Source organism: Arthrobacter sp. 9V (assembly GCF_902506065.1).
Taxonomy (GTDB): Bacteria; Actinomycetota; Actinomycetes; order Actinomycetales; family Micrococcaceae; genus Arthrobacter.
In genome coordinates, this window is sequence record NZ_LR732912.1 from 906683 (window position 1) to 923988 (window position 17306).

At 61.0% G+C, this 17306-nt stretch carries 18 protein-coding genes and 1 pseudogene; 4 read left to right on the top strand and 15 right to left on the bottom strand.

Translation table 11 applies throughout. The features are described 5' to 3' along the window. Positions 1-22 precede the first annotated feature (22 nt). Entirely contained in the window at positions 23-1549 is a 1527-nt protein-coding gene (locus BACI9J_RS04245; RefSeq protein ID WP_159733316.1) for a GmrSD restriction endonuclease domain-containing protein, read from the bottom strand. Between the two features lie 293 nt (positions 1550-1842). Here BACI9J_RS04245 and BACI9J_RS04250 point away from each other — a divergent pair, with 293 nt between their 5' ends. Next, the gene (locus tag BACI9J_RS04250) at positions 1843-2574 is read left to right on the top strand and encodes a GAF and ANTAR domain-containing protein (protein WP_201296503.1); all 732 of its coding nucleotides are present in this window, start codon (positions 1843-1845) and stop codon (positions 2572-2574) included. Then, complete coding sequence (locus BACI9J_RS04255) at positions 2561-2848, top strand: hypothetical protein (protein ID WP_236558397.1); 288 nt, start codon at positions 2561-2563, stop codon at positions 2846-2848. Before BACI9J_RS04250 ends, BACI9J_RS04255 begins: the two co-directional genes overlap by 14 nt. 11 nt (positions 2849-2859) lie before the next feature. Here BACI9J_RS04255 and BACI9J_RS04260 read toward each other — a convergent pair whose 3' ends face one another. The 5 genes and pseudogenes from BACI9J_RS04260 to istA all read right to left on the bottom strand — a co-directional run bounded on the left by BACI9J_RS04260 (position 2860) and on the right by istA (position 7641). Continuing rightward, positions 2860-3840, bottom strand: a complete 981-nt coding sequence (locus BACI9J_RS04260; RefSeq protein WP_236558399.1) for a hypothetical protein — start codon at positions 3838-3840, stop codon at positions 2860-2862. Between the two features lie 337 nt (positions 3841-4177). After that, the gene (locus BACI9J_RS04265; RefSeq protein WP_043480981.1) at positions 4178-4399 is read right to left on the bottom strand and encodes a hypothetical protein; all 222 of its coding nucleotides are present in this window, start codon (positions 4397-4399) and stop codon (positions 4178-4180) included. A 195-nt stretch (positions 4400-4594) separates the two neighbouring features. Then, a complete protein-coding gene (gene mscL, locus BACI9J_RS04270; RefSeq protein WP_090584173.1) occupies positions 4595-5002 on the bottom strand; it encodes a large conductance mechanosensitive channel protein MscL in 408 nt (135 codons plus the stop codon). A 174-nt stretch (positions 5003-5176) separates the two neighbouring features. Next, a pseudogene (istB, locus tag BACI9J_RS04275) lies at positions 5177-5968 on the bottom strand (IS21-like element helper ATPase IstB); the annotation flags it as partial. Then, positions 5965-7641, bottom strand: a complete 1677-nt coding sequence (istA, locus tag BACI9J_RS04280) for an IS21 family transposase (RefSeq protein ID WP_159733317.1) — start codon at positions 7639-7641, stop codon at positions 5965-5967. The pseudogene istB and the gene istA, both read right to left, overlap by 4 nt. 431 nt (positions 7642-8072) lie before the next feature. Between istA and BACI9J_RS04285 the strand changes: the two genes are divergently transcribed. Then, complete coding sequence (locus BACI9J_RS04285; RefSeq protein WP_159733318.1) at positions 8073-9536, top strand: protein adenylyltransferase SelO; 1464 nt, start codon at positions 8073-8075, stop codon at positions 9534-9536. A 61-nt stretch (positions 9537-9597) separates the two neighbouring features. Here the strand turns inward: BACI9J_RS04285 and BACI9J_RS04290 are convergent, their stop codons facing one another. From BACI9J_RS04290 to BACI9J_RS04305, 4 genes are all read right to left on the bottom strand, one after another. Continuing rightward, entirely contained in the window at positions 9598-9777 is a 180-nt protein-coding gene (locus BACI9J_RS04290; RefSeq protein ID WP_159733319.1) for a hypothetical protein, read from the bottom strand. 159 nt (positions 9778-9936) lie between these two features. Beyond that, positions 9937-10344, bottom strand: coding sequence for a MarR family winged helix-turn-helix transcriptional regulator (locus BACI9J_RS04295; protein WP_236558401.1), 408 nt, complete (start codon positions 10342-10344; stop codon positions 9937-9939). Between the two features lie 147 nt (positions 10345-10491). Next, on the bottom strand, positions 10492-10791 hold the full coding sequence (locus tag BACI9J_RS04300; RefSeq protein WP_159733321.1) for a DUF4193 domain-containing protein: 300 nt from the start codon (positions 10789-10791) through the stop codon (positions 10492-10494). Between the two features lie 88 nt (positions 10792-10879). Further along, positions 10880-12097 (bottom strand): FG-GAP repeat domain-containing protein, encoded by a 1218-nt coding sequence (locus BACI9J_RS04305; protein WP_159733322.1) that lies wholly within the window; start codon positions 12095-12097, stop codon positions 10880-10882. A 192-nt stretch (positions 12098-12289) separates the two neighbouring features. Between BACI9J_RS04305 and BACI9J_RS04310 the strand changes: the two genes are divergently transcribed. Next, positions 12290-13195: a hypothetical protein gene (locus tag BACI9J_RS04310; RefSeq protein ID WP_159733323.1), complete on the top strand. Its 906-nt coding sequence runs from the start codon at positions 12290-12292 to the stop codon at positions 13193-13195. A gap of 12 nt (positions 13196-13207) precedes the next feature. Here the strand turns inward: BACI9J_RS04310 and BACI9J_RS04315 are convergent, their stop codons facing one another. From BACI9J_RS04315 to BACI9J_RS04335, 5 genes are all read right to left on the bottom strand, one after another. Beyond that, the gene (locus BACI9J_RS04315; protein WP_236558403.1) at positions 13208-13615 is read right to left on the bottom strand and encodes a hypothetical protein; all 408 of its coding nucleotides are present in this window, start codon (positions 13613-13615) and stop codon (positions 13208-13210) included. A 230-nt stretch (positions 13616-13845) separates the two neighbouring features. After that, positions 13846-14427, bottom strand: coding sequence for a DUF1349 domain-containing protein (locus BACI9J_RS04320; RefSeq protein ID WP_159733325.1), 582 nt, complete (start codon positions 14425-14427; stop codon positions 13846-13848). Beyond that, positions 14424-15797 (bottom strand): APC family permease, encoded by a 1374-nt coding sequence (locus BACI9J_RS04325; protein ID WP_159733326.1) that lies wholly within the window; start codon positions 15795-15797, stop codon positions 14424-14426. The genes BACI9J_RS04320 and BACI9J_RS04325 overlap by 4 nt, the downstream gene beginning before the upstream one ends. A gap of 39 nt (positions 15798-15836) precedes the next feature. After that, positions 15837-16547 (bottom strand): alpha/beta hydrolase, encoded by a 711-nt coding sequence (locus BACI9J_RS04330; RefSeq protein ID WP_268891915.1) that lies wholly within the window; start codon positions 16545-16547, stop codon positions 15837-15839. A gap of 78 nt (positions 16548-16625) precedes the next feature. Then, on the bottom strand, positions 16626-17126 hold the full coding sequence (locus BACI9J_RS04335; RefSeq protein ID WP_159733328.1) for a hypothetical protein: 501 nt from the start codon (positions 17124-17126) through the stop codon (positions 16626-16628). Positions 17127-17306 lie beyond the last annotated feature (180 nt).

Consider the following 17306-nt stretch of genomic DNA (forward strand, 5'->3'; position numbering starts at 1 on the left):
CGGGCCCGCTGTCATAGGTCCGTTACGGGTGGCCGGGCAAGGACTCGCAGGCTATGCGGTCCTTGTCTGAATCCAACTTCGCGACGTCGCCGTACCACGGGTAGTACTTGTCGAACCATGCCTGGGCAGCCTGCCACGTACTAAAACTTGTGCAGTTTACGCTGTCACCCGGATTTGCCGGCGGCTGCGGCGTCACGGGCGGCGGAGGCGTGACCGGCGGCTGCGGCGTAACCGGCGGCGGCGTCACCGGGGGAGGGGGAGGCGAGCAGGTACTGCCCGTTACTCCGCCGGTCCCGCCGTTGACGTATCGGTACATGAAGGCAGCCATGGCGTCACGGGCAACAGGCTGGACCGGGTTGAAGGCTCGGCAGCCGTTACCGATATCCCAACCGGTTGAGATGCCCCGTGATGCAAGCCAAGTGATCTGTTTGTAGTACTGGCTTCCAACCTGAACATCTACGAATGGCGAAGTGCTTGGTGCGGTGAAGGCAGGATTGCCTTTGAACCGGTAAAGGAAGGCAGCCATGGCGTCGCGGTTGACCGGGCTGAGCGGACGGTAGGTTTTGGAACCGTCAGGCTCCGCCCATCCTGTGGAGATGCCGGTTGCTGCCAGCCACGTGATTTCTTTGTAGAACTTGCTCGACGGCGTGATGTCGGTGAAGGGCGACGTCGCCGGTGGAGTGAAGGCGGGTTTGCCGGCCAGGCGGTACAGGAAGGCCGCCATGGCGTCGCGGTTTACGGCGTTCAGCGGCCGATAGGTCCTGCTGCCGTCGGCTTCCACCCATCCGGTGGAAATGCCCTGGGAAGCGAGCCACGAAATTTCCACATTGAATTGTGTTGACCCGTTGACATCACTGAAAGTGATGGGGCCCGGGTCAACGGGCGTGGATTCAACCGCGATGGTTGGCACAGGGACCATAGTGGTTCCACATCCACTTTGCAGCGTGGATGAAATTGCCGCGGATTCTGCCGCGTCAACGGTCAACTGCCAGCGGTATTTCACCAGCACCCAGTCCGTGATGTATTCGCAGGCGGTTCCGGCCAGCGGGGGCATCCATTCTGCCGGATCGCGGTCGCTCTTGGACTGGTTCACATTGTCTGTTACAGCTTCCAGTGCCACGTCCAAGGTGAGGTCGTTGGCGTAGTCGCGCCGTTGCTCCGGGGTCCAGGCGCTCGCGCCGGAACCCCAGGCTTCGGCGAGTGGGACTAAATGGTCGATGTCGACGTCGGACGCGTTTGTCCACGTGCCGCCGTCGTACCAGGAGTTCCACTGCCCGGTAGCAACGGTGCAGCCCGAACCGAACGTCACCGGCGTTAATGACTCCTTTTGGAGCACCTCGGAGCGTGTGTCGCAGCCGTTGCTGTCAGCATCTATCCAGTGCTGAAAGAAATCGCGGTTGTAGCCGGTGTTTGTTTCAGTGGTGACAGATAAGGAAGAGAAAAGAGTTGAAACGGTGGCCGTTTCTGCGGCCATCGCTGTTTGCGGCATAAAGACAGCCGCCGACGCGGTCAGCGAAAGTATCGCCAACCACGAAAGTGCCTTGGGCATCTGGGTTCCCCATATTCGATTATGTGCGCTCTGAGCAGCGCATTTATTGGGATGCTACCGGGGAGGGCTGACAGATAAGGAACCTTGTTACGGTGGCGGCGTGGCGAAAGTACGACGGCGTTGCTGCCGCCGGCTTTTTGCTGCCGGCAGAGCTGAAGACATGCACCATCCTTTAGTGACGCGTCCGTTGACGAAGTGGATCCCGATATGCCTATTCTGAGGATGAATCAGGTTCAGAAAGCGGCCTGGAGTCATCGGCGGGTGTGATCCCGCGGAAGGTCATTGTCTCCATCATGTCCCAGCAGCTTCCCCTCGACGAACTCACTCTTACTCTTGCCCGGATCAAGGGCTTGCTCCTGACAGAGGAAAAGGTAGACAGGGCCGTGCAGTTACTGGCCGAAGGGATTCGTGATGCCTTTCCCGGCAGCGCAGGAGCCGGAGTGTCCCTCATTGATGAGCAGGGCAATAGAACCAGTGCAGGGGCAACGGATCCGTTGGTGATCGAGGGCGATCAGTCCCAGTACCGTTTGGGGGAGGGCCCGTGCTTGAGTGCCTGGGCAACCGAGCAGACCGTCATCGTCAGCAACGCCGGGCTGGATGACCGATGGCCTGCGTGGGCCGAGTCCGCTCGCGACCTGAAGATCGCCTCCGTCATCAGTGCCCCTCTGATCCGGGGACCCAGATGCTTCGGTGCCATGAAGCTTTACGCCGCTGCCACGGATGCCTACGACCAAAAGACGGCGGGTTCCCTGGAGAAACTTGCTGCCTCCGCTGCCATTCTCTTGGACAACATTCAAAGCACGGAGACCCCAAAACGTTTCAGTGAAGGGCTGGTAGAAGCACTGACCAGCCGTGACGCAATCAGCCGCGCCCAGGGCTATCTCATGGGGCAGCGCGGCATGACCGAGGAAGAAGCCGTGAAAGAACTTCTGAACCTGTCACAGGAGTCCAAGCAGTCACTGGCTGTTGTCAGCGCCGGAATCCTGAGTGGCGGGAGGAAGGACGGGGCCTTTGAAGGAACCTGAGCGGAATAACTGTGAGGGGCTATCACTTCAGGAACAACTTCAGCTCAAAGGTCTTCGCAAAGCCCTGGTCAGCGCGGGAATCCCGGAAGAGGACCTATGGCTGCGCTACTTTTCCATCGGTGGGATGGTAGGCGAATACGAGGTGGATGCGTACCTCGAATCACTGCACTCTCTCCCTGCACTGCAGAGAGACTTGCTGGCGCACGCGGCAAATGAACTTATTGACGAATTGCCCGCTCGTCCGCGCGCACCCTATAACGAGCAATGCGGCTGAAATAGGGGGATTCAGGAGGTGAGCCGCGGCTGCTGCGCGTGACCGGCCCAAAAAGCCCAGGCGAGCAACGCCGCCGACCCAAGCGGCGCAAGGAATGCGGACATCATCACCAGAGGGAGTCCCACCACCGAAGCTGCAAGGCCCATCAAGGCCACCACCGCAATGCGTGTAAAGCGGCCGCCGGTCACCAACCGACCCCAAGGCAATGCAATGGAAAAGCCCATGAGGGTTGCGGCAATCAGGATGCCGTTCCATTGCAAGGGGTGGCCGGCGCCCAGGAGCTGGGCGACGCCCTGCACTCCCATGGCTGCACATCCAAGAAGGACAGTCCACGGCGTTGTGGGTCCTAGCCGAGGGGCAAGCACCTTTCCTGCGAGAACCAGCAACGGAATACTGGCCAATGCCCCATAGCCAAGGCCGAGGTTCATGGCGTTGGTGGAATCGGTGGCAAGGGGTGCCCAAGTGCTTCCGGTGACGGCAAAGACCACGCACGCCAGCCCCACCAGGAGCAATATCAGCGCTGCTCTGCCCACAACGCGGCGGTTCGGTGCGACCACTCTGCGAGAAATCACTCGCGAAGGGACCACTTCCCGCGAGGCGGCGGGCATTCCTTGCCGCAGGGCCACAACCAGCAGCACCACGGCTCCCAGCGTCCCCACCATGGGCGGCATGAGCGTGAGTGCCCCGAGAATAAGGGCCATCGGTGCAGCCAGGAGAACGGCCTGCAGGACACGGATGGGAAGCGAACGCATGCTCGCCAGCAATGAGTAGAGGGCAACAGCCAAGCCCGCGGTCCCGACGATCCAGCCCGGAATCATGAACAGCAGCACGGAGGATCCGAACCAGCTGTAGCCCTGATTCAAATCCGCTTCGTCAAAGCGGACGGCCCAACTCGCTGCGGCGGCCACCGTTAGCGCCCACGCGGGCAGCGCAGCTACTGCCACAAAGAGAGCGCTGCCGGCAGGCAGGCGCCCGGCCAAGCGCAACAGCACGACGGCGGAGAGGCTCGCCGTGAGTGGGCCGACGAATCCCGTCTGATTGTGTCAAGTATTTTTGGCCCCAGAGGGGCGATTGAAAGTGGCCCCAGGTTCACGGGACGTTGTTGTGGCTCTCGGGCTCGCGGGACGGTTTTCGCACCGGTTGGCTAAGGGTTCCTGTATCGCCCGGGGGAACGGCAGATGCCGGTCGGGGGTATGGAGTCGGGGCGCCGTCGTTGCTAGCATGTCAGATCTCTTGAGTGGGAGAAATCCATTCTGGAATGGAAAAGGTCCGACCTGGCGTGCGCCGGGCCGGACCTTTTCAGTGAGACGCGCTAACAGTCCAGACCCACTACCCGACCTTGCCGGAGAGTGCGACCAGTACACCTGCCGTAGCGAAGTATTTATTGCTTCCCAGATCGCGGATGGTTTTGATTCCCATACCGGCAAGCAGTTCGTCGTGCTTTTCGGTCAGGCCGGCAAGAGTCGAGGGCGGGGCCGACAGGACCTCGTCCAGAGTCGAGTTCTCGTAGGCCTTGTCCAATGCCTTGCCCAATTCAATCGAAACAGCCACTTTTCATGTCCTTTCATCGATGACGGAAAACAAGCACAGCCAGCCTGCGGCTGCACGAACGCCGGGATTTATCCCTGCGCCGCTGGGAGACACGCTATCGGAGCATCGCTCTGCGGAACGTAAGCGTGCCGAAGCGATTGGGCGGCGGTTTAGCCCTGAAAGCGGATTTTGGTGGGTTTGGGTCCGCCGACTTGATTAGGCCCTGCGGTCTTGCCGTAGGGAATCCCGGATTTCCGTGAGCAGGGCAATCTGGGGGTCTTCGGCCGCTTCTTCCTTGACGTCCGGGTTGATGCCGAGGCGCCGGTTGCGGCGCTCGATCATGTGGTTCATGGGCACGACGATGACGAAGTAAATGGCTGCCGCCACGAGCACGAAGTTAACAATTGCTGTGAGCAGGACACCGAATTTAATGTCGTTTCCGTTGAGGGTCACGACGGCGAAGCTATCGAAGTTCGGAGATCCGACCAAGGCCGCGATGAACGGCATGAGAACGCTCTGGACTAGGGCCGTGACTACGGCACCAAAGGCGGCACCAATCACGACGGCGACGGCAAGGTCTACGACGTTGCCCTTCATGATGAAATTCTTGAATCCGGTCAACATAGGGATCAAACTACCCCACGCGGACGCCGTATCGGATACTTTTGGGGAAAGTTTCGTGGTGAGTTATCCAGTGCCTGCCGGCGCCCGTGGCATGAGGTCGGATTCACCTCTGCGGGGACCTCGGGTTCCTGCAGCGGGGTTGTTCGCCTGTTCCGAACTTTTACGCGCGATGCCATGGGCCAGGCGATAGGAGTCGGTGCCGGTTTCGATGATGGTGCCCTTGAAGGTGAGGCGGTCCACGATGGCTGCACAGAGGCGCGGGTCGGTGAAGGTTTTGGTCCAGCCGGAGAATGACTCGTTCGAGGCGATCGCGATGGAATTCATTTCCTCGCGTTCGGTGAGGACCTGGAACAGTAGTTCGGCGCCCCGCCGGTCCAGTTCCATGTAACCAAGCTCGTCGATGCAGAGCAGGTCCACCCGGCCGTACCGGGCGATGGTCTTGGCCAGGACCTTCTCGTCGGCGGCTTCGACAAGTTCGTTTACGAGCCGGGTGGCGAGGGTGTATTTGACTCGGTAGCCCTTCTCTGCGGCGGCGGTGCCGAGTCCGATGAGCAGGTGGGATTTGCCGGTCCCGGAGTCCCCAATCAGGCAGAGGGGTTGTCCTTTGCGGATCCATTCCCCGGTGGCCAGGGTGTGGATGGTGGCGGGGTTGATGTTCGGGTTCGCGTCGAAGTCAAAGTCCCCGAGCCACTTGTCCCGGGGAAAGTTCGCGGCTTTCACGCGCCGGATCGAGGAGCGCCGGTCCCTGTCGTCGCACTCGGCCAGCAGCAATTCGGCCAGGAAGCCTTGGTAGGAGAGTTGTTCCTTCCCCGCGACGGCGAGGGCTTCATCGAGGACTGCCCGGATGGTGGGCAGGCGCAGCCGGCGGCAGGCCTGGTTCACGGCGGCAACCGCTGCCTGTTCGGTCAGGCCTCGCCGCCGGCGCAAGGCCGGGGTGATGGTGGTCGCCGGTGCGGTGGGGCTCATGAGATGTTCTCCTTTGACGCGGTTCCTGCGGGGTGTTCCGAACGTTTGGCCAGCAGCTCGTCATAGGCGCGGACCGACGGCAGGGGCCGGCTATCAGGTGGCAGCCCGGCGATGACGGCGACGGGGTCCATGAGGCGGCGCTGGGTGAGACTGACAACCCGTTGCACCTTCTCTTCAGCATGAACACCGGGATGACGGTCCGAACTGGCCCCACCCCGGCAGGATGTCGTGGCGTGTCTGCGGGCTTCGACCGCGACGACGTCGGCGCTGACCGCGCCCACTACGAGGGCCGCGGTGATGCCTGCGTGGATGTCGCAGGCGTCCATGGACCGGTGGAGGAGCAGGACGTCGATGAGTTCACGGGTCCCGTCGGCGTCGCCGTTGACCCGGCGGGAGGCGGCCCAGAATGCCTCGTGCGCGCTGCTGAACGTCCCGGACTCTCTCGCCCGGGCCAAAGCGGTGGAGCCTGGAAGGGCGCCGGGCTTGGTTTTGAGGACCTCGAGATAGTGGTCCAGCTGGACCGACTGTCCGGACCGGGCGGCGAGCCGCTGATGCCTGGCGACCACGGTGCGGCCATCGAACACCACGACCTCGGACGCCCGCAATGAGACCCGGACTCTCCGGCCGATGAACCGGGCCGGGACGGAATACTTCACCATCCGGACGGTGACCATCGAGGACCTGTCGACCCTCGGGTTCAGCGCCAGACCCGGATCAAATTCCTCTGCCGGCAACCTGGCCAGGAACGGCCGTTCGATCTCGAAGTCCTGGCCTATGGTGCGGATCCTGTCATTGATCCTCCTGTCCTCGTCCTGGGCTTCCCATTTGCGGATCCGGTCGTTGAGCTCGTCCAGGGAGTCAGCAACCGGCATCGGTGAAAGCCGGTTGCGGCGGAACCAGCCCACCTCACCTTCAACGCCGCCCTTTTCGTGGGCCCCGGCGATGCCGGGCTGGCAATAGAAGGGGTCGAAGCCGTAGTGGGAACGGAACAACACCCATCTGTCGTTCTCCCGGCGCTGCCGGCCCTGACCGAACACCACAGCGGTGACAGCACTGGTGAGGTTGTCATAGCGGATGTGTTTAGTCGGGATGCCGCCCAGAACCTTGAAGGCCTCGATGTGCCCTTCAAGGAAGGCCTCCTGGGCCTGGGTCGGGTAGATCCGATGGATGGCCCTGCCCGAATACGATAACCGGAAAATGAACAGGTGACACTTCGTCTTCACCCCGTTCAGCACGACATAGACCTCGCCGAAGTCCACCTCAGCCTCAGCACCCGGAGCGTGTTCCTGAGGAACGAACACCTCAACCCGGCGGCCGGCCTCCACATCAATCTGGGCCCGACGGACCCTTACGTAATCACGGACCGTCGAATACGACAGCTCCTGCGCTCCGTGCTCTTCTATGAGCCGGGCCAAAATCCTGCGTGCAGTATGGCGCTGCTTCCGCGGCGCCGTCGTGTCCTCGATCAGCATCGCATCGATCGCGCCCTTAAAAGGCTCCAGCCTCCAGGACACGCCTTGCCTCTGTTTACGCTCCGGAGGGGCAGCCGAATCCAGTGCCTGCCTTACCGTTCGCCTGTGAACCCCGTACCGGACCGCCAACGCACGAACCGACAGGCCCTCAACCCGGGCGTCCCTTCGAATCCGCGCGAACAACTCCACTCTCGACTCCATCCAGACCAGCCTTCCGCCGCATCCATCCAGTGATGAATCCAACGTTGAAGGTGGGGCCACAAATAACCGCCACAGGTGCCCGGCGAGTCATGAAGGGGGGCCAGAAATAACCGTCCTGCCGGGGCCATATAAACCTGTCACAGCCACCCGTCAGTATGAAACGCGTAGGACCTGTCCATGCCAGGTGGTTGGCCCCAATGAAAAAGAGGGCCAGCCCAACCAGGAACGCAAGCAAGGCCGTGACCGCAAGCCCGACGGCCCAACCCTTTCTTGCTGAAAAACGGCGTACTTGCGCAAATGAAATCACGTATTGCCTAACTTTTTGGCGGAAACCGCCCCCAATGGATCTCCCGCCAAACGGCAGTGGTTCACATGCTAGCTGGGACCGGCACACCTTTTCTCGCCGGGAACACCATCTATATCCTTGATAGATGAGTGAAGTCGCGCATTCCACTGTCACATTTGAGGGCCGCTTCGCCCGGGAGCTCCCGGAGCTAGCAATTCCTTGGCGTGCGGAGGAAGCCCCGGATCCGCAGTTGCTGGTGCTCAACCAGCCACTCGCCGTCGAGCTGGGTTTTGATCCTGATTTTCTTCGAAGCCCGGAGGGCGTACGGCTGTTGATCGGCAATGCCGTTCCGGAGGAGGCGACTCCCGTAGCCCAAGGGTATTCGGGTCATCAGTTTGGTTTTTATTCTCCGCGTTTGGGGGATGGGCGCGCCCTTTTGATGGGTGAGGTTGAAGGCTCGGACGGCAGTCTCCGCGATTTCCACCTCAAGGGTTCGGGACGGACGCCGTTTGCGCGGAACGGCGATGGCTTGGCCGCGGTTGGTCCCATGATGCGCGAGTACATCGTGAGCGAGTCCATGCATGCGCTGAACATTCCCACCACCAGGTCCCTTGCGGTTGTGGCTACAGGGCGGCAGGTTCAGCGGGAGACTCTCCTGCCGGGGGCTGTTCTGACCCGGGTGGCCAGCAGTCACCTTCGGGTGGGCAGTTTCCAATATGCCAGGGCCAGCAATGACATGGATCTGCTCCGTCGCTTGGCTGATCATGCGATCCAACGCCACCACCCGTCGTCGGCCGCTGAAAGCAACCCTTACCTCGCCCTCCTCAAGAGCGTCATTTCAGTCCAGGCGAAACTTCTGGCTCAGTGGATGCTGGTTGGGTTCGTGCATGGCGTGATGAACACGGACAACATGACGGTCTCCGGCGAGACCATCGATTACGGTCCGTGCGCTTTCATGGAGGGTTTCGATCCCGTGGCGGTGTACAGCTCCATTGATGAGATGGGACGCTACGCCTACCGTAACCAGCCGGTGATTGCGGAGTGGAACCTGGCCCGCTTTGCCGAATCAATCGCGGCGCTGATCCATGAGGACGAGGAGCAGGCGGTGGCCTTGGCCGTTGAGGCGCTCAATGGATTCCGCAAGGAATACAGCGCCACGTGGTTTGACGGCATGAAGGCCAAACTTGGGCTGCCTGAGGGAATTGACGACGCCGTTGCCTCACCGTTGGTGGATGAGCTCCTCCAGTTGGTGCAGGAGACGCGCGCGGACTACACCTCGTTCTTCAGGAGCCTCAGCAAAGCGGCCCGCGGGGACGTAGAGCCTGCACGCCGCCAGATCCTGGACCTGGCAGCGTTCGATGCATGGCTGGAACGGTGGCGGGAAACCAGCCCGAACGCCGATGCCATGGACCGGGTCAACCCGATCTACATTCCGCGCAATCATTTGGTGGAGGAAGCTCTCGCTGCCGCAACTGAAGGGGACACCGGCCCCACCGAACAGTTGCTGGTAGCGGTCTCGGACCCGTTCAACGAGCGTCCGGGTTTGGGGAAGTACGCCGAACCTGCGCCGGAGAGCTTCGGCCCGTACCGGACTTTCTGCGGTACCTAGGGCTGCCAGGGGCAAGCGAGCCGAACTGCCTCACTTGCCCCTGAATCAATGCTCTTGTGCTCTAGCTCCAGACTGCCCGAACCACCATGTCTGCACCTGCAGCCAAATGATTGCCTGTGTGTCCTGCATCCAGAACGCACACGTCTTCCGTGCCGGACGCAGCAGTTGAAACGAGACATTCTGCTGCCTTGAAACTTAGAAGGTCCACTGGGAGGCTGTCGCCTATTTGAAGATCACTCATGATGCCCTTTTTTGTTCGTCCGGGCATCACCATTGGTGTTTCGAGCCCGGGTGTTGGTGGGGGAGAGAGCCTCCCCCCCTTATACGCCGGACTTCATCAGCGGGTATCTCCATACTGCCTTGCCGGGCAGTCTTTCGTCTACGCGGGATTACTCAGTGCTTAGTTGAAGTTGGCGTGGCGCACTATTGCCAGGAGCTCTTCGCGAAGACCCTCGGAGTCCAGATTGATCACTGACAGCACATTGTTTTCCTGGCGGTGTGATTGCTCCAGCAGCGACAAGCCCAATTCGGTGATTGAGATCAGTTGGCTGCGGCGGTCGAAGCGATTGGGCTGACGGAGGATGTACCCGCGCGCTTCCAGCCGGGTCAGCAGCGGGCCCATGGTTTGGGCCTGCACTCTCACGCTGCGGGCAAGATCCCCTGGCGTGATCGGTCCTGCCGCTGCAACGGCGTCAAGAGTCAGTACCGCCGGATAGGTCAACCCAAGCGGGCGCAATTTATCGTTCCAGGCAAGCTCCACGAGCCGCGCCGCAGTTGACAGCAACCGGCTGGTTGGCCATCTGTCCATATCAGGCATTCAGGCACCCCCACGCTTTCCGAAAATAGTCAGCTTGCTTACTAGGCTACATCAGGCATGGGGAGCCAAGGGGACCGGTGTCCGGTATGCGGTCCGGCAGGAAGGGCGCGACGGCGGTACTCGCCTTAGAGGCTCGCGCTACCCTTCGCACTCGGTGCAGTACTTCTGCCCGTTGCTTTCCCGTGCAAGTTGGCTGCGGTGGTGGACCAGGAAGCAGGACATGCAGGTGAACTCGTCGTTCTGGATGGGGACAATTTCAACCTGGAGTTCTTCCCCGGAGAGGTCAGCGCCGGGAAGTTCGAAGGCATCCGCGAGGTCGGTCTCATCCAGATCGATAGTGTCTGTCCGTGCAGCGCTCTTGGTGGGTGCCAGCTCCGCGAGGGGAAGTGCCTGCTCTTCCTCAGACAAAGCCCGGGGTGTGTCGTAATCGGTGGCCAAAGTGGTGAACCCCCTTGTAAAAGTGCGGTGTGTTGCTATTTGCGCACTTTGTAACTGCGGGACTTCGCTTCATATTCCCGAGGGCTTCTTAGATCAGGCTGCTGAAGATGTTCCAGCCTGTGCCGATCTGACCTTGGTTGAAAAGCGAGTAGTCGCCCTGAACACCAATGTTGGAGTAGAGGAAGAGTCCGCCGGCCCGGTTATAGGCAATGAGCTCACTTCTGGAAACGTTGTATCCCTTGCTGTAGGCGCCGGCGCTGCTGATCTCGGTCATTTCATCCCAGCCGTGGCCCACCTTCAATGGTGTGTTCCAGCCGCCCTGTCCATCGGTGGGGTACTGGTAGAGGATGCCGTTGCGGTCGCGGGCGAAGATGTCCGCTGTCCCATCACCGGTGGTATCTCCGGCTGCGATGATTTTGTCGAAGATCTGCCAGCCCGCACCCACTTGGGAGGGCGCAAGCCAGCCGCCTTCGCCGTCGCCGGGGTAGAGATGCAGCTTGCCTTGACGGTCGCGGGCGAGGACGTCGTTGATGCCGTCACCGTCGAAGTCTCCTGGTCCCACGATCGAGTCGAAGATGTTCCAGCCGGAACCAACTTGGGTTGGGGGGAGCCAGCCCCCGTCTCCGTCGCCAGGATAAAGGTGGAGGTTGCCGCTGCTGTCACGCCCCAGGACATCGTTGTGTCCGTCTCCGTCGAAGTCGCCGGGGGAGAAGACTATGTTGAAGATGTTCCAGCCTGTTCCCACCACCCGGGGTTCATCCCAGGAGCTGGGGAACTGGAGAAGCTCCATGCCCGGACCCCAGTAAATCCAGTTCGGCTCGTAAGTCCGAGGGTAAAGGACCAGGTCCCCGCCGGCGGTTCGCCCCAGTAGCTCAAAGTTGCCGCGGTCCGTCCAACCCATGGCCCGGTTGGACGCGGCGACTGGACGCGTCTCCCTGCTGTGGAAGACCTGTGGTGTTGCACAGGTTGTGTGGACGTTCATTGAGATGCGGTCACCACGGTCCTCCGGGGTGAGCTTCAGGAATTCTCCTTGCCGCTCGGCCGGCAGGGGAACGCCGTTGCTGAGCCATTCGAGAACGAAGCCATTGGGGGCTTCCTCGGTCTTGCACTTCTGGAACTGCGTTAGGCCCAGGGTCAGTTCAGATCCTACGAATGGCAATCCTGAAATGGGCGGTACAAACACATATGGCGGTGAGGGCTCTGCCGGCGCTGTAGCTGTGGCTGGTGCCACCCCAGCAACGGCGGATCCCACCAACACTGCGGCAAGAACTGCCGATTTCACGGTAGACGCACGAAAGGTTCCCAAGATTCCCCCAGCTCCGCCCATTTCAGGGCCCCGATGTGAGCTGAGCTTAGCATTCATGGTCTGCTAGCTCAGGACCTGGTTCATCGAAAAATCCGGACTCAGGGATTGTGGGACTACCGCCAATTCCCCTAGTGTTTTGAAAGTCCGTCAATGGCGGCCGCGCAAATTCGCTCTAAAGAAACGAGACCGCCCGTGGGCCTTTTCTCCCGGAAATCCAGCAATGACCCGCACCTTCCGGAATTCACGGAGAAGCAGGCAAATAAATTACGTGAACTTGGGGTGTTGGCACTGCGCGGGCAAGGAGTTACGGTCATTGATGCCGGAGATCACTTGGCTGGTGAGGATGGCCAGAAGTACGGGCTGTTCGCGGTGGCTCGTAAAGCCGTCCTCCTTCCGGAAAAGGAATGGCCCGCCATGGTTGGGCAGCACTTTGCGGCTGGATTGACCAATGCGCGTCCGTCGGAGGTCAGTGCTGAGGAACTGCTTGAAGGTGTATATCCAAAGTTCATCGCCCCGGAAACCATGGATTGGATGGAAAGGGAGCATGGCCCTGAGATCTACTCGTACGTTCGACCCACTGCTAGGTTGCCGCTCCTGATTGCGTTGGATTCCCCGGAGTCCGTTTCCTACGTCACGGCTGAGCAAACCGAAGCCGTAGGTGGTGCAGATCTACTGTGGGAGAAGGCCTTCAGTAACCTGATAGCTGCTGGTCCGGGCCAACCCGAGGATTTCACGCTGGAAGAAGGCTCGTTTCTGGTTTTCGAAACAGAATCCGTGTACCAATCGTCGTGGATTGCCTGCATGGACCAATTTATCGAGTTGCTCGGCTACACGCCCGGACCGCTGGGCGCTTTGGTCGCCATTCCGGCTACGAATACGCTCTGCCTTCATCTGGTCAGCGAAGCCACCACCATTGATGACTTCAGGGCGATGCTCATGTTCGCTGCAAACGTTTACGCTCAGCACCCTTCACCGTTGATCCCGCTGCTCTACTGGTGGAACGGCAAAACCGTGGAACCCATTTCCGGAATTGACGGCGAAGACGTGAATCTGTACCTCCCCGATGAGCTGCTTGAGGTGTTACAAAGTCAGCAATAGGTCCGCGGAAGTCTAGGAGAGCTCGTACGCGGAACGTCCCGCGCCCTGATCGGCACTGTGAACGTGCAAGGCATGGCGCATGGCCTGGCGGTTTTCCTCAGCGAGTTCGGGCTGGTCAGCTACACGGTAGAGGTCTGCTGCCCACTGAAACTCATCGGCGGCAGCACGGAAACGGGCTTCGTCGAAGAGCCGTCGGCCAATGTGGTGGCGGACGTATGCCTCCTCTTCCGGTGTCCGGACTGTTCGCAAGGCTTTCTCGTGGAGCACGGCGGCGTCGTGCCAGCGGTACTGACGTTGATGGATCTGGGCAAGGACCAGCAGCAACTCACGGCGGTCAGGAGAGTTTGGCAGCAGCTTTAAGCCCTCGTTCAGGGCTTGGGCGTCCCGGCCAAGCAGCGCCAGGTATCTGACTCTTTCCACGGGTGGACAATCGCCTTGCAGTGCAGCTTCCAATGCTTGGCGGTTGATCACCACGTCACGGAACGTCGCAGGGTCAGTGCGCCACAGACTTGCAGTATCTTCCACCGTGATGTGCCCCCCATAGGCTTGTTACGGAGCCAACTGAGTCGCAGCACTGGTGATGCCAGGCTGCCGGAAACTCCATAATCTCATGAACAGTGAGACCCGCAAGCTCACCGGTCCCGGCGGCCTCAGTGGAGCTGGCCGTCCGGTGCCGTGGCGCGCCAGGAGTGGAAGGGGACCCTCAGCCCCGGGCGTGTTGGTGCGCACGTGAAAGGCCCGGCGTTGGCCACCGCATCAGGGGCCAACGGTACAACCCGCACCAGCTGGAATTCGTTGCTGCCTGAGGCGGCCCGGATGGTGAGGGCGTCCCCGGAGCGGCTGATCCGCATGCGGACCCTGCCGCCGTTCCATTCCGGAACAGGCGCCAAGGACCAGTCCGAGAAGCGGTCGGTGACCACCGCGCCCACTTGAGCGGCGCCGTCGGCGAATTCCACGCCCGCCTTGATCCAATGCTCGCCGCTGATGCGGACGAAGATGCCCGCTTGGTCAAACTGTTGGGAGAACGCGGCGGTGAACTCAACCTCCATGGCGCTGTCCTGGGGGAAGGGGGCAAGCAACGCGTGTTCGGTGTCGTGAATGAAACCGTAGGACGTGATGCGCCACGCGTCGCTGTTTTCCGCCGCTGTGACCAGAAGGTCACCTTCCTGCTCGACGACGGCGGCTGGCTGGTTGGTCCACTCGCCGCGGTTCCAGGGGATGTTAGTAGTCATAGTTCAAAGGACTCTACATTCTCCGCCCCTCGCCGTTCTTCGTCCGCGGCCAGGCCGGTCCTCTTGCGTGCTTGGGTCCAGCGCGTAACGAAGTAGAGGATGAGCCCGATTGCCAGGAGGACGGCTGCACGCAACCAGATTTCGGGGCCTTGCTGGAAGAGCAGGAGTACGCAGGACGCCAGGGCCAGGTATGGAATGACCACCGGGACGCGGAAGTGCTGGTGTTCCACTTTGTCCTTGCGCAGCACCAGAACGGCCACGTTGGTGCTGATGAAGACGAACAGCAGGAGCAGGACCACCGTTTCGGCAAGCGAACCGAGATCGCCGGTAGCGGTCAGTGCCATTGCGGCCAGAGTGGTCACCAGGATGGCAACCCATGGTGTGCGTCGCTGGGGGAGGACACGCCCCAACGCTGCCGGTAGCAGCGATTGCTCGGCCATTCCAAAGGCCAGGCGGCTGGCCATGATCATGGTGAGCAGGGCGCCGTTGGCAACAGCTATCAGGGCGATCAGTCCGAAGAGCCAGTCCGGAACTCCAAAACCAGTGGCTTGGACAACCTGCAACAAGGGTCCCGAGGAACTGCTCAAGTCATTTGGTGCCAGTGCTATGGATGAGGCCAGTCCGATCAGAATGTAGATGGCTCCGGCGGTCAGCAGGGCCCCAAAAAGCGCTTTGGGGTAGACGCGGTGGACGTCACGGACCTCTTCGGCAACGTTGGCGGAGGTTTCAAAACCCACGAACGAGTAGTAGGCCAGCAAGGAAGCTGCGAGGATCCCTGCTCCAGGGGAGACCGCCGGATTGAACTCCAGAACGCGGGAAGCCGCGCCGTCTCCGCGGCCGAACATCAGGCCCACCAGGACGATCACCAACACCAGCCCGGACACCTCAATGACTGTCATGACCACATTGGCCCTGACGGATTCCTTGACCCCGCGTGCATTCAGAAGAGCGATCAACAACAGGAAGACCAAGGCAGCGGGAATGGCGGGTACATCCAGGAATGGCTTGAGGTAGTCACCGGCGAAGGCGAGGCTCAAGCCGGCAGCGCTGGTCACCCCGGCTGCCAACATGCAGAAACCCACCAGGAACGAGACCAGGGGCACTTTGAAAGCCCGCTCAGCAAAGACGGCAGCCCCGCCGGCTTTCGGGTATTTTGTCACTAGTTCTGCGTAAGAAGCGGCGGTGAGCATGGCCAGGAAAAGGGCCAAGGCCAACGGAATCCAGACAGCCCCGCCCACCTCGCCTGCAACCTTCCCTACTAAGGCGTAGATGCCCGCCCCCAGAACATCGCCGAGGATAAAGAGAAAAAGAAGCGGGCCGGTAATGGACTGCTTGAGTTTTGACGTCTGGGTGTTAACCGGGCTGCTCATGGGAACAGATAGTACAGGAAGCTAAGTAACCTTACTAAATTAGTCGATTGCATGGATAAGTTGAAGGGTGGCTTGGGCTGCCGAGGTTGGTCCGGTGGGGCCTCGGGTGCCGGTGATCCCGGGAACGGGGCCCACAATGAGGCCTAGATCGATCATGCCAAAATGCGTCACCCCGTCCAAAATGACGCGGGTGCCATTCCTTTTAGCCAGCAATGCGTCCAGTGCGGCGTCGTACTCGGGGAGCGGGTCCGCATCGCCGGCCACTATCGCCATGACCGGTTTAGTGAGCGGGGTGGCGTCCTTCGGGGTTCTGGGCATGCCGTCGATGTCAACGGCTCCCTCCACCCGGTCATCCAGGCGCGCCGCTTCCAAGGCGGCTGCACCTCCCAGGGAGTGACCTGCCGTGATGATTTGGCTAAGGTCAGCGGACCGTAGGGCGGGTAGTCCCGCTAGCCCTGAATGCAGCTGATCGATGACGGCGCGCATGTCGGCGGCGCGAATTCCCGCCCAATGGTCTGCCAGTGCTTGATCACCCGCGTCATCTCCCGTGGTTTCGAGCTTGCCGTGGACCCACGTACCGTCGGCAAGCTCGGTAACAGGCGAGTCGTATGGGTGATCAAGGGCAATCACTATCACGCCATTGCTGGCCAGTTCCTCTGCCCATGCAGTGAAGAACCATCGGGAGCTGTTGAGTCCAGGTGAAGCAACCACCACCGGAAAAGAACCGTCAGCTGCTTTACCTTGCCACAACGCGTTGCTCCGGGCGCGGGAGAGTCCATCCAGCGTGAAAGCCGGAATGCCGTAGAGGTTGGCGAGGGCGTTGGACAGTTAGGTGGCCCGCTCCCGCCCGGGCAGGTATTCCGCACGTTCCCCGCTTCCTTCGGCGGGGTACCAGATGGTTGCCGGCAGTGAGCGGCGCTCGCCCGGCAGGCTGTCACCATGCGCGTCACGCTTGTCATCGGTCCACACTTTCGTGTCTATTCCAACGGCATGATGGCCACTTCCTGCGGGAATGGAGAACGGCGGCAATATCCAGGCGGCGCCGGCTGTCCCCACGAGGCTGAACGCGAGGATGGCGCTGGTTGCCACGGCAAGGCGAGGACGGCGCGCTGATCGGAGCCAAATCACGACGGCGGCAGTCACCGCGGCGAGTGTGACCAGCGCGATCACCTGCAGACGTGCGCCTTCGAAGCTGAGGGCGGCAACAAGAGTCGCGGCAGTTGCCATGCCGAGAATAGTGACCATCAGAGCTTTGCCCCGGCGGGTCACCACTCCCACCACGAGAGTGAGCAGCAGTAGGGCTGCTGCGGTGATATCGAGCCAGGGCACAGGGGACTCCTTCGACTGAGCTGCGGAAGTCTTCAGCCTAGGTTTGGCCCGAACAGGACCACATCAACCAGCGGAATGAACCACACTCATCCCTGGGTAGGAACTTCGGTGGACTCCACATGTCCGCTTCTCCATGAAGGTCATCCGTGGATGGTTCCTTTGCAGGGGAGATCCGGATAA

Bases quoted from the DNA above. Each gene is read 5' to 3' on its own strand.
- BACI9J_RS04245 (WP_159733316.1), bottom strand. From the start codon at position 1,549: ATGCCCAAGGCACTTTCGTGGTTGGCGATACTTTCGCTGACCGCGTCG.
- BACI9J_RS04250 (WP_201296503.1), top strand. From the start codon at position 1,843: ATGTCCCAGCAGCTTCCCCTCGACGAACTCACTCTTACTCTTGCCCGG.
- mscL (WP_090584173.1), bottom strand. From the start codon at position 5,002: ATGTTGACCGGATTCAAGAATTTCATCATGAAGGGCAACGTCGTAGAC.
- istA (WP_159733317.1), bottom strand. From the start codon at position 7,641: ATGGAGTCGAGAGTGGAGTTGTTCGCGCGGATTCGAAGGGACGCCCGG.
- BACI9J_RS04285 (WP_159733318.1), top strand. From the start codon at position 8,073: ATGAGTGAAGTCGCGCATTCCACTGTCACATTTGAGGGCCGCTTCGCC.
- BACI9J_RS04290 (WP_159733319.1), bottom strand. From the start codon at position 9,777: ATGAGTGATCTTCAAATAGGCGACAGCCTCCCAGTGGACCTTCTAAGT.
- BACI9J_RS04295 (WP_236558401.1), bottom strand. From the start codon at position 10,344: ATGGACAGATGGCCAACCAGCCGGTTGCTGTCAACTGCGGCGCGGCTC.
- BACI9J_RS04320 (WP_159733325.1), bottom strand. From the start codon at position 14,427: ATGACTACTAACATCCCCTGGAACCGCGGCGAGTGGACCAACCAGCCA.
- BACI9J_RS04325 (WP_159733326.1), bottom strand. From the start codon at position 15,797: ATGAGCAGCCCGGTTAACACCCAGACGTCAAAACTCAAGCAGTCCATT.